Source organism: Bradyrhizobium sp. SBR1B (assembly GCF_014198205.1).
Classification (GTDB): Bacteria; Pseudomonadota; Alphaproteobacteria; order Rhizobiales; family Xanthobacteraceae; genus Bradyrhizobium.
Map to the genome: position 1 here is coordinate 17,113 of NZ_JACIHC010000012.1, position 10,014 is coordinate 27,126.

A 10,014-nucleotide genomic window follows, 5' to 3' on the forward strand; every position below is an offset into this window, starting at 1 on the left:
GTTCTGGGCCGATAGCAGCAGTCCTCAAGAGTTCGTAACGATGGGGGCTTCAAAACTACGGCCGCGGTACGCGGTAAAAGGGTATCAGAACGACAATCTCAAAAGCTGGTATGACGGCGCACCTGGCGCAGGCCCGATCGACCGCTCAGGCCGAACTCGACCTGATACGCGCGTGCGGTGGCATCTGAGTCAATTGTGCGGACTGGCGCCGGGCTCGGATCCGGCGTCGAACCGGCCGGTGCCAGGAGGCGACGATGCCCCGCATTGGTACCGTCCGGGACCTCAAGATGGTCGAGCGGTATGTCTGTCGCTCCCAGGACAAGCGGGACAGGTTGATCCGATTGTGCCTGTTTTGTCTGGGCTGAATAACCTTGCTCTGTTCGGACCCCCGTGGGCTAACTAGTGGAATGCTGCGGAACGAAGCCAATTTTCTTGAGGAAAATCAAAGGAGGTGTCTAACTCATGAGGGTCATCTATGCCTTCACCTTCCAACTGCGGGCGATCTTGTGGGCCGGTGGGATAGATCAACTCGCTTCGAAACACCCCTGGAGGCAGGGCCACCTCCAGAAAGAGGATCATCAATTTTCCGGTGCGGAGTGGGATTGCCAGGAAACGACCTTTCTCATGCAGGATGCCCGGCGCTGGCGGGGTGCCCAAGGGTGTTTTGGTGGCAGCCCACAGGCGGATTTGCCGCAATTGCGAGACGTTCAACTAGGCATTGGGGCCTTGTTGTACAGCAGCTGGTCGTTGATGCTATGAGCGGATTGCGGGAAAGGTAAGCTTCCATGAATTCACAGCTCGATCCCAGAATGTCTGATCACGTTATCGACAAATGGCATGCACTCGCGCGAGCGTTTTTGCGCGAACTCGCCGTTCGCAAGAGGGAGCAATTTGATCGTAGGGTATCGGTTGGAGACCTACTCACGGAGCGCGCCGATAACGCCGCGGCATATGGTTTTGGAGAGGGCAGCACCATGTACGACAACGTGCTCGTACTGGGGTCTGTTAAGGTCGGCCGAAATACTTGGATTGGACCGGGATGTATTCTGGATGGATCAGGTGGAGATTTGCAGATCGGCGATTGGTGCTCCATCTCCGCGGGCGTTCAGATCTATACGCATCACACGGTGAATCGTTCAATATCGCTCGGAAGGGAGCCAATTGATTGCGCTCCCACTCGGATCGGTGATGGTGTATACATTGGGCCGAACTCGGTGGTTCAGATGGGCGTGACGATCGGCAATCAGGCTATTATTGGGACCAACTCTTTCGTCAATAAGGATATTCCTGCCGGTGCTAAGGCATTTGGTTGCCCTGCGCTGGTCCGGCATAGTTAGAGCTAAATAATGCAGCTGGAGGCGCTCTCGCTGGATTATCAGACTCCGGCTGCAGCGCTTGGAGCTGGGCTCCCAAGTCCGCCTTCAAATTAAATGTTATTATTAATTGGTTCTGGATTAAATGTCAAAATAAACCGGAAGCTGAATGCTTGAGCTCTAGCGCACCAGAGATTTCGATCTCCGGGCACCGCCGGCCAACGCAATCGTGATCTCCAGTCGCGCAATTCAAATCACGCGATTAACTTATTTAATTTGAGGGTCGACGATTTTGGGTCTACCTTGAGGATTGGGCTGGAATGCAGCAGGACGAGCCGATGTCCCAACTCGACGCGGAAGGCGATGATCGTCGTGAGTTCTTGAAGACCTGCGGAAAATTCGCCGCGGTCACTCCTCCGACAGTGACGCTGTTGCTCTCCACTTCCCTGACCTCGGCCGCGATAGCCAGTTCAGGGGGGCGCATTGTGCGTGGCAACAATGGCTTCGGGAATGGCGGCGGTGACGGCACCCCCAACGGGAAAGAGGACGACAATCGATAAATTCGGCGGCCCATTGGGCCGCCGCGGTGCGGCTGGGAATCAGCCGGTCCGGCGGCGTCTTTGTGCGGTCGAGCGGTCGATCAGGAGATCGGTCAGCTTCTTGCCAGCGCGCAGCTGCGCTTTCAGCCAGCGGGGCTGTTTGCCGCGGCCGGACCAGGTTTCGGACGGGTCCTTCGGGTTCTGGTATTTCGGCAGCACCGGCGGGTAGGGGCGGCGCGGACGCCCCCCGTTCGGGGACGAATCCGCGGTCCCCTCAATCTTGCGCAGCCGCTCTTCGAGCTTGACCTTTTCCGCGGTCATCCTCCGACTGAGAACGGTCGTGACCTCATCGTAAAGCCGCCACAGCTCGGCCGTGGTCGAGTTGGCCCAGTCACTCTTCTCCATGGAAGCCGTCCCCAGCTACTTCCCAACCGAATCAAGAGCGGGCATTATCAGGTCATAGCAGGGTTGGGCAAGCGCGATCCGGCCGCGCGGCCGCGCTCGTGTGCAGCGCAGTACCTGGTGCTAGCGGTTGAGACCGTGTCTCCGACCGGGCGGTCGCTTCCTACACGCCCTCCGTCCGTGGGCTCGTCGTTTGGGCGCGAGCAATCGCTCCTCTGCTTTCAATACGCGACTACGTAAGTTCTGCAATTCGGTGAATTGAACGATGAGGGCCTTATGTGTTTGACGCAAAACTGCCGAAGAATACATGTGAACACCTACTCATTGCCAACGACGTCCGTGCTAATCATTGAAGTTGCTGAATTATCGAAATACGGATTCAAACGCATTGCTGGACTTCCAGCGGTACTACACGTGCCACGATCAACCGCGGCCTTGTTCTGTTACCAGCCGTTGCTTTGATGAATAGTAATACTTTTCTCGCCTCCCTTCCCGGAGCGAGGGCGTTCACGAACGGCCTCGCTTCAATGAAACTTCGTCGAATGTTAGATTTGAATCGTGAATGTCCCTATATATCGTTCGTAATATTCGGCTCTAACTAAGTTAGTTGGATGTTGACCATAATAGCGACTCGCCCCTTAGTACGCCGATGGACATTCCTGGCGATTATTTTCAGATTGAAACCATCAGAAATTGTAGTCGGAATGTCATTATCCTCGTAGAATTCGCGGTTTCGAATTTTGGATCGAGCACCGCATTCTTACGGTGCTGCACGCATTCTCTGGGCGAGTTACGATAGTGTGGCCATCGAGCGTTGCCGTCAGGTGCTGTCTCCGATCTAAGACCTGCGACATTATTGACGGAGCTGGCTGGCTATAACCCGCGCGTCTCAAAAGGAGAGTGGGATTAAACGGCCGCAAGGGGGGTTGTTAGCAACAGGCAAGGGAAGCATGCGCCGCATCAGAATTGTTATCGCTGATCGACACCCGATCGTCTTGCAAGGAATTAGGAGCGTTCTTGCGGCGCAGCGTGATTTTGCGGTCGTTGCTTCCTGCGGCGATGGCGCAAGCTGTATCGAGGCAATTCGATTTCTTGCACCGGACGTGGCGCTTGTCGATGCTGCACTGCCCGACTTCAGTCGACAGCAGATCCTCGCTCGTCCAAACGCCGTCGGCGCACGCGCTCCGGTAATCTTCTTCACCGGTATCACGGGCGACAGTGAGTTAAAAAGGCTGACCTTGGACGGCGCCTGCATCGTCCTCTCGAAGGATTCGGACGTGGAGATGCTGGTCGCAACCCTGCGGAAAGCTGCCCAGGGCCAAGCTGCGGCCTCGCCGAGCACTGGGCACATCAGCGAGGACGACCTCGCCGGTGTGAAGCCCCTGACGCAACTAACGGACCGGGAGCGGCAGATCATGCGGCTCGTATCGGAGGGGCTATCGAACAAGGAGATTGGGCGTCGGTTGAATCTTGCCGACGGTACGATCAAGGTCCACCTTCATCATATCTTCCAGAAGCTGGAAATCAGCAATCGTACGGTTCTCGCAGCATTGGCGATCTCGCGAAGGGAGCTGCATGCAGCGCCAGATGAGCCGGATTCCCCTAATCTGTTGCGTCAGGATCCCGCCAGCGCGAATTGACGGGTACGTCTGGCGCGCGTTCGGGAGTTTGCGCGAGGGGCGGCCTATCGCGGTGCCAGATGCTCAATCATGTTGAGGCAGGCCCCTTCGGCCTCGGACAACGTTCGAAAGGGCGAGCCGCCAATCTTGATTGCGGCTTGGTTGATGTGGAGCGGACGCCAACTCGCCAGGTAGCCGAAGCGTCCGTGAAAGCCCGGACCTCCCGGGCTTTCGAAACTGATCACGAACGAGAAGCCGTGGCTGCTCGCACTCCAGATCTCCATGTCCCGGACGGACCGATAGAATTGCAGTGGCATCGCAGTGATCCATTGTAACCGGGCTCCGCCCGGTGGTTAATTAATTTAACTAAATTAAATTCCGGGAAGCAACTCAAATCGGTGCGTCGGGCGAGTGTGCTCGGAAAATCGGGGGAAGCGCGGCAAATTGCCGAGTTTCGGTCCCGGGCATGCGCACGTTCAGCAACCTCTCGCCAGGTAAAGAAAATTCTTGGTTGAAAATCTATTTAATATATAATAATCTAAATATCGTTTTAAATCGAGGAGGCGCATCGTGACCCGTGACGGCAACGAGGATGACGACCGGCGGGAGTTTTTGAAGACCTGCGGAAGATTTGCAGCCGTGACGCCCCCTGCCATGACGCTGCTTCTGTCCACCTCCCTGACCTCAAAAGCCATTGCCCGTTCGGGCGGCCTGCACGGGCCGAGGCAAAGCGACAGCGGCCAGTCGTTCTTCGACAATGATCGGTCGTCCGCGGCCGCCCCGGAGGGCTCCAGCGGCGGATCATCAGGGGGTGGGGGAGCACCTGGTGGTAGCTCTGCTGGATCTTCTCGTGCCGGAGGGACATCCGGCGGCGGATCCGGCGGTAGCGGCGGGGCCGGTGCTGGCGGAGGCAATGCAAAAGGGCCCTTCGCAACCGGCGGCGGCTCTGGAATTCCAAGTGCAGATGGTGGGGTCGATTGCGCAGAAGAAGACGAGGAAAAGCGCAAGGCCGATTGCCCCGGAGCTAGTACTCAAATTTCCAGCGCAACCCAATCCAGCCGGTAAGATCTTCTCATCCCATGAAGGAGCTCGATGGGCTGCCGTGCGGTCAAGCCGGGCCGGGGCCTTGTGCTCCGACAGGTCAAACGCGAGGCCGAAAGCATATCTGGCCAGCCGAGCGGCCTCCCGGGAGACTCGGTCAGGAGGCGTGTCATGAATACCCGCATTCGAGCGCAGAATCCTGCGGCCCTTCTTCGAGAGCGTCTCGAAGCGCTTGTCGCCCAGCTCGCAGAACTCGAGAAGCTCAGAGACCGGGTAGGTCGAGAAGAAAATCGTCAGCGCAAGCTGCGCAAGGCGGACAGTCCCCCATGTCGAGCTCGGACCGCGGGCAGTCGTTCCAGCTTCGCACAGGCGAAGCTCATGCCCGTGCTGCTTGGTTTCAATAAATTGCGGTGTTGTAGCGAGCGTCCCAAAGCAAATGGATGACCGAAGCGGTGCGTGCGGATGGCTCGGGAAAGCGAACCGGCCTACGAGCCTGTCCCGGCTATTCGGCTACCGGGTGAGCGGGGGTGCCGCGCTGGAGCCCCAGGGATGAGCCCGACCGCGCCGTGCGAGACTATCCGATCGATTCTGCGGCTCATGACCTTGTAGCACTCGCATGCCACGGCTTCGAGCCGCGGCCGATCAATCTCGAGCTGGCCGCGCCGACTGGATTTCAGCGCTCTTGACGCGCGCATTGTGCACACGACATGCGTGACGGTGGTGCGGCGAACGCCGAGCAACTCCGACAATGTTTCTTGCGTCAGCGGGAGCAGGTCACCTTCATTCGCACGATCGTGGATGTGGAGAAGCCAGCGCGCTAAGCGCGCTTCGACGGAATGCAGCGCATTGCAGGCCGCCACGTGCTGGAGTTGTGTCAACAACGACATCGTGAAGAGCTGCACCATGGATGCGATTGCGGGGCTGCGATGCTGGGCTGCCAGGAATTGCGCAGGCGAGATCTGCAGCGCGGCCCCGGATAGGCGGACGACCGCGGTCGCGGGCGCGGCGGATGCGCCAAACGCTGACGTCAAACCCACAGCGCCCTCATGCCCGATTATCGCCGTGGCAACTGTCTGCCCGTTCGGCAGCTCCGTGATCGCGGCGATCGCGCCGCTGAGGGGGAAGAGAAGATGTTCGATCCGATCGCCCGATCGGATGAGCACGGAATTGCGTTCGATCACGACTTTCCGCAGATGAGGCGCTAGCAAAGCAAAATCCGCTGGCGGCAACGCTGCTAACAAACGATTACCAATTCTAGTCGCATGGTCCATCATGGAATTGGCTCCCGACGGATACTCGGCACTAGAACTCATGCCGATGTGTTGAGCTGCTCTGCGGAGTGCAGCTCAACAGCAAGCCAACCGACCACCACAGATATGGTTCCCATGATCGATGGCGCGCGCGCGCGGCCCGACAATCGCATGCCGCGACGTAGGCATATGGCCCACTGATATCCGCGTTGAAGACGCTGAAGGCGTATGTCCTTCGACATGCCATCGCTAAGGAGTGGCACGCAACGGGCTCGCAACGACGCGTTCGTACGGGAACGCCGGCTTTGCACTGCAAGGCCAACACGTCACCCAACGCGGGCTTGGATCGCGCCGCGGGTCTAGTGGCAGGGACTGCAGTCCAGCTCCTTGATCCTCCCGGTAACGTCAAACGAGAAGAGCGCACTCATGACACCACTCTTGGTGACGTACGAGATAATGGTCCCGTCGTGCGAGGGATTGAGATCGTTCAATGTACCCGCCGGATATTCTCGGAGGCGATCAATCCAATAGGCACGAAGTGCCTCGTGGCCGGTAACGGTCTTGACGCCCCCGCAGCCGCAGCGAACCACGGCACCTTCGGCATACATTTCTAAGATCGCCTCGATGTCGCCCGCGCGGTAAGCGTCAAGCCAGTCAATCGCAATGGCCATTGGGTCAAATGATATATTTCTCACCTAAATACCATAAAAGCTTGCGATTTTGGGTCATTTTTAAGCCGTTGGGCCCTCTTTCCCTACTCTATTACCCTCTTTCCCTATTCTATTAATTGTATTTTAATAATGCCGCTTGGCCCCGGCCATATGCCGAAGTACATAGATGGCCGGGCCGAGGCAGAGTTCCAATGTTAGACGTGTCTGTGAAGCAGAGACGGATCCGGCTTCTGATCGTAGATCGACAACCGATCGTTCTACAGGGACTGAAGTCGGTATTCGGGGCACAGCAGGACTTCGACGTTGTCGCATCATGCAGCGATGGGACAAGGTGCCTCGAAGCAATTCGGAATTTGACACCCGACGTCACGCTTGTTGCTGACAACCTGCCAGATCTGACGGTACCCGAGATCCTCGCGATTGCGAAAGCTGAGAATCTCCCCACGCGCTTGGTGTTGTTTACCGAATCCGAAGCAGATCACGATCTGGCCGCAGCTATTGCTGCTGGCGCCTCCAGCGCAATCTCGAAGCATGCTTCGTCGGCCACTATGCTGCGATTACTGCGGCTGATGACAGAGCGCAGCGTGTCGCCCGAGCAATCCGATCTCTTTCCAGCCGGCGAGGGAACTGACGGCGGCGGCAAAATTGAAACGATGCTGGAGCTGTTGACGCACCGGGAACGTCAAATTGTACAGCTAGTCTCAGAAGGAATGTCGAATAAGGAGATCGCGCGCCAGCTAAACGTTTCCCCAGGGACAGTCAAAGTACACCTGTACAACATATTTCAGAAGCTTGAAATTACCAACAGAACTGTGCTCGCTACCCTCGCGTTGTTGCGGCGCCCGTCCGGTTTCGGCCTGCCTGCGCTGGCGTTTCTGGCGTTCGCAATTGCGGACGAACTCAAGGCGTCGGAAGCGAACGATGTGGATCCGGATGACGATAGCGCCGGTCGCGCTGGAGAGCATGCCGAATATGAGCCCTGGAAAAGAGCTATTCTCCGACACCTCGTGCTCTGGGACTCCGGCGAGACGCCCACCGAGAGGGACCTCTTCGCCAAGGCGAGCCTGGTCACGAACCCGACGGCGGCAATGGAAGGGCTGCGCCCGGCTGAGCAATCCGTAGGCTCCAAACCATGGAAAGACTACGGCCCAGTTGGATCGAGCACGCCCAATCTTCCTACGCCATTACTGCGGGGAACCAGCGACACACAGATCGTTGGTGACCCGACTGCGGAACATCAATTCCCGCGGCTTGCGTCCACGCCGACGTTGACTCACGGAGGGTATGGCACCTTCGCCACTCTGACCGGTGCGTTGATCTACGCACTGAACGACCCCCATCTTGCCGTGCAATCGCATGACCCGGGCAAAGCGCCGATCGACAGCTTCGTGGTGGTCACCGGCGAGAATGCGAACACAAAACTGGCCGCAATAACCGATGCTGATACCAATGATGTAGACGGCTCGCCTCCGGCTTTCCCTTTGCACGATTTGCGCCTGCCTGCCGCGCTTGTGACCACCGGCGACGAACGCGTCGCTGGAGAAGGCACTTCGAGCCAAATGAGCCATGGCGCTGCGGATGACAACCTGCAGGAACCTCTTGGCTCACTGGGCTCTGGTCGCGGTGCCGGTATTGGCGGAGATGGCCGCGATCAACTGATGGGCGGCAACGTTGGCGAAAACGTTGTTTTTCGCTCCCCGATCGATTCCCATTCGACCTCTTCCCACTCCGGCTTCGATTTCGCATCTGGATCGAGCAGGATCAATCTTGCCGCTTTCGGAGCGCTTGCCTGGCTCCATATGACAGCAGCAAGCAAGTCTATACCGCCGCATACCCTCGCTTGGATCTACAATCCCGCAACCAACGAAACGATCGTCTACGTGAATCCGACCGATCGGACTCTTGATGTCGGGGACCGGGGCCTGCTGGAAATCCATCTGCAGGGGATCGTCTCCATTGCAGAGGCGGATTTCGCCGGCCAGCCGGAAGGCACGTTTGTCGCGATCACCTTGGAGCAGCTCGAAGAAGCGCTGACATCGGCGACCGCAACCGAAGCTGTTCTGGATGCGGACAGTACCCACATAATTATCGGGACGAGCGAGAGCACACTCGGAGCCGCTGCAGTCTGGAACACTCTTGCCGATGACGGCCTGAGGTTCGAATTCGGGCAGGCTCGGACCGGCTTAGGGGGAGCGACCAGGTTCAGAACCTTCACTAGCGATTCGGTGAATACAACGGATGAGAACGATGATGGGTCCGCCCCGTCGGCTCATGTATCACCGATCGTGCTTGCTCATAGCGCGACGGTGACGGCAGTTGAAAATCTCACATCGAAGAATGAGCCGATCAACGGGGGCTCTAGCACCGAAGCGGGCGGTAGTTCACAGCACGCTTCGGAGCCAGGGTCTGCAAAGGCGGCAGCGGAGTTGTCTGAAGCTGGCATCATACGGGGAAATGGCGTCGGCAATGACAACGAGCATCATCCCCCCGCTTCGGACGCTTCGCGAGGGTCAGCGAAGACGGCAGAAGCCGATGGTGTGGAGCACGGCAATTCGGGGCAGTCAGCCTCTGCAAAGCGACCGGAAGCAGCCGACCCTGGTGAGCCAGGCCTTGCTAGCCCGGGCCGCGGCAATTCCCAGCACGCTTCGAAGCCACCGGAGTTGACTGAAGCTGGCTTCGTACGGGGAAATGGCGTCGGCAATGACAACGAGCATCATCCCCCCGCTTCGGACGCTTCGCGAGGGTCAGCGAAGACGGCAGAAGCAGATGGTGTGGAGCACGGCAATTCGGGGCACTCAACCTTTGCAAACGCGCCGGAAGCAGCCGACCCTGGTGAGCCAGGCCTTGCTAGCCCGGGCCGCGGTAACTCCCAGCACGCTTCGAAGCCACCGGAGTTGACTGAAGCTGGCTTCATACGGGGAAATGGCGTCGGCAATGACAACGAGCATCATCCCCCCGCTTCGGACGCTTCGCGAGGGTCAGCGAAGACGGCAGAAGCCGATGGTGTGGAGCACGGCAATTCGGGGCACTCAACCTTTGCAAACGCGCCGGAAGCAGCCGACCCTGGTGAGCCAGGCCTTGGTAGCCCGGGCCGCGGTAACTCCCAGCACGCTTCGAAGCCACCGGAGTTGACTGAAGCTGGCTTCATACGGGGAAATGGCGTCGGCAATGACAACGAG

9 protein-coding genes and 1 pseudogene are annotated in these 10,014 nt (G+C 58.4%); 6 read left to right on the forward strand and 4 right to left on the reverse strand.

Features of this window, described 5'->3' with window-relative positions; translation table 11 throughout:
• Positions 1 to 399: 399 nt before the first annotated feature.
• On the reverse strand, positions 400 to 711 hold the full coding sequence (locus tag GGD61_RS25995) for a hypothetical protein (protein WP_183231523.1): 312 nt from the start codon (positions 709 to 711) through the stop codon (positions 400 to 402).
• A 74-nt stretch (positions 712 to 785) separates the two neighbouring features.
• Here GGD61_RS25995 and GGD61_RS26000 point away from each other — a divergent pair, with 74 nt between their 5' ends.
• Positions 786 to 1,337 carry a DapH/DapD/GlmU-related protein gene (locus GGD61_RS26000; protein ID WP_183231524.1) on the forward strand — a complete coding sequence of 184 codons (552 nt, stop codon included), beginning with the start codon at positions 786 to 788 and terminating at the stop codon, positions 1,335 to 1,337.
• Positions 1,338 to 1,633: 296 nt separating this feature from the next.
• The gene (locus GGD61_RS26005) at positions 1,634 to 1,873 is read left to right on the forward strand and encodes a hypothetical protein (protein WP_246786051.1); all 240 of its coding nucleotides are present in this window, start codon (positions 1,634 to 1,636) and stop codon (positions 1,871 to 1,873) included.
• A 39-nt stretch (positions 1,874 to 1,912) separates the two neighbouring features.
• On the opposite strand, the gene GGD61_RS26010 is transcribed toward GGD61_RS26005, so the two are convergent.
• A complete protein-coding gene (locus GGD61_RS26010) occupies positions 1,913 to 2,257 on the reverse strand; it encodes an H-NS family nucleoid-associated regulatory protein (protein ID WP_183231525.1) in 345 nt (114 codons plus the stop codon).
• A 947-nt stretch (positions 2,258 to 3,204) separates the two neighbouring features.
• Here GGD61_RS26010 and GGD61_RS26015 point away from each other — a divergent pair.
• The 3 genes and pseudogenes from GGD61_RS26015 to GGD61_RS26020 all read left to right on the forward strand — a co-directional run bounded on the left by GGD61_RS26015 (position 3,205) and on the right by GGD61_RS26020 (position 5,358).
• Positions 3,205 to 3,894: a response regulator transcription factor gene (locus tag GGD61_RS26015; RefSeq protein WP_049814957.1), complete on the forward strand. Its 690-nt coding sequence runs from the start codon at positions 3,205 to 3,207 to the stop codon at positions 3,892 to 3,894.
• A 546-nt stretch (positions 3,895 to 4,440) separates the two neighbouring features.
• Positions 4,441 to 4,797: pseudogene (locus GGD61_RS40725) on the forward strand (hypothetical protein); the annotation flags it as partial.
• Between the two features lie 288 nt (positions 4,798 to 5,085).
• Positions 5,086 to 5,358, forward strand: coding sequence for a hypothetical protein (locus tag GGD61_RS26020; RefSeq protein ID WP_183231526.1), 273 nt, complete (start codon positions 5,086 to 5,088; stop codon positions 5,356 to 5,358).
• 41 nt (positions 5,359 to 5,399) lie between these two features.
• On the opposite strand, the gene GGD61_RS26025 is transcribed toward GGD61_RS26020, so the two are convergent.
• Both GGD61_RS26025 and GGD61_RS26030 read right to left on the reverse strand, forming a co-directional pair.
• The gene (locus GGD61_RS26025) at positions 5,400 to 6,188 is read right to left on the reverse strand and encodes a Crp/Fnr family transcriptional regulator (protein ID WP_183231527.1); all 789 of its coding nucleotides are present in this window, start codon (positions 6,186 to 6,188) and stop codon (positions 5,400 to 5,402) included.
• 335 nt (positions 6,189 to 6,523) lie between these two features.
• A complete protein-coding gene (locus tag GGD61_RS26030) occupies positions 6,524 to 6,835 on the reverse strand; it encodes a nuclear transport factor 2 family protein (RefSeq protein ID WP_177237550.1) in 312 nt (103 codons plus the stop codon).
• Between the two features lie 191 nt (positions 6,836 to 7,026).
• Between GGD61_RS26030 and GGD61_RS26035 the strand changes: the two genes are divergently transcribed.
• Positions 7,027 to 10,014, forward strand: a 2,988-nt coding sequence (locus GGD61_RS26035; RefSeq protein WP_183231528.1) for a LuxR C-terminal-related transcriptional regulator, incomplete at its 3' end; no start/stop codon positions are given.

Coding starts and splice junctions, on each gene's coding strand:
- GGD61_RS26020 (WP_183231526.1), top strand. CDS start 5,086: ATGAATACCCGCATTCGAGCGCAGAATCCTGCGGCCCTTCTTCGAGAG.
- GGD61_RS26030 (WP_177237550.1), bottom strand. CDS start 6,835: ATGGCCATTGCGATTGACTGGCTTGACGCTTACCGCGCGGGCGACATC.
- GGD61_RS26005 (WP_246786051.1), top strand. CDS start 1,634: ATGCAGCAGGACGAGCCGATGTCCCAACTCGACGCGGAAGGCGATGAT.
- GGD61_RS26000 (WP_183231524.1), top strand. CDS start 786: ATGAATTCACAGCTCGATCCCAGAATGTCTGATCACGTTATCGACAAA.
- GGD61_RS26015 (WP_049814957.1), top strand. CDS start 3,205: ATGCGCCGCATCAGAATTGTTATCGCTGATCGACACCCGATCGTCTTG.
- GGD61_RS26025 (WP_183231527.1), bottom strand. CDS start 6,188: ATGATGGACCATGCGACTAGAATTGGTAATCGTTTGTTAGCAGCGTTG.
- GGD61_RS26010 (WP_183231525.1), bottom strand. CDS start 2,257: ATGGAGAAGAGTGACTGGGCCAACTCGACCACGGCCGAGCTGTGGCGG.